At 44.9% G+C, this 845-nt stretch carries 2 protein-coding genes; both read left to right on the top strand.

Annotated elements, in window-relative coordinates; all coding sequences use genetic code 11:
• Window positions 1-318: Rrf2 family transcriptional regulator (locus A3729_RS32260; RefSeq protein WP_231877343.1), on the top strand; the 318-nt coding region annotated here is incomplete at its 5' end.
• Between the two features lie 128 nt (window positions 319-446).
• Window positions 447-845: aminotransferase class V-fold PLP-dependent enzyme (locus A3729_RS05200; RefSeq protein ID WP_156497686.1), on the top strand; the 399-nt coding region annotated here is incomplete at its 3' end.

The raw sequence follows: 845 nt of genomic DNA, 5'->3' as shown, positions 1-845 counted from the left end.
GGCGGTTATCAGCTAAATGTTGAGGCTGCTGATATTTCAGTTGCCGCCGTTATTGATGCTGTTGATGAGTCAATTGATACAACTCGTTGCGGCGCCAAAAGCCGTGAGGGTGTGGAGGAAAAAGCTGAGAAAGGCGGTTGTCAGGACGGCGAGCAGTGCCTCACTCATCATTTATGGATGGATCTTAGCCAGCAAATACATAGTTTTCTAAATTCTATAAGTCTTCAAGACCTTATGAACAAACGAGAGGTTCAGGTTACTGCTATTCGTCAGAATGAAGCGGCAGAACTTATTAACTCAAGTTTATTAGATATATAGCATTCTGCGGGCTCTTTTCTATTGCAGTAGTTGTGCTTGTCGGTCAATTTACGTTCATGGTAATCAGAACTTCCTCTCTATATAATACGCGCAAAATTTAGTCTGTATTATTTTGTGAACCCTAATCTATGAATAAGCCTATTTACCTCGATTATGCGGCGACTACTCCTGTTGATTTGCGTGTAGCTGAAAAAATGTCCAAGTTTCTGACGATGGACGGTGTCTTTGCCAATCCAGCCTCCCGTTCTCATATATATGGTTGGCAAGCAGAAGCCGCTGTCGAGCATGGGCGAAAGCAAGTTGCCAGCTTATTATGCGCGGATACGCGAGAGATTGTCTGGACCTCTGGTGCGACAGAAGCGAATAACTTAGCAATTAAAGGTGCGGTGTTGGCGCGTAAGTCGCAGGGTAAGCATATTGTTACATCGATGACTGAGCACAAGGCAGTTATTGATAGCGTCAAGTTCTTAGAGTCGCAGGGTTATTCGGTGACTTGGTTGAAGCCTCGCGTCAGTGGGGGAATCTCA

This window comes from Oleiphilus sp. HI0043 (assembly GCF_001634935.1).
This window is presented reverse-complemented; position numbering and strand designations above follow the sequence as displayed.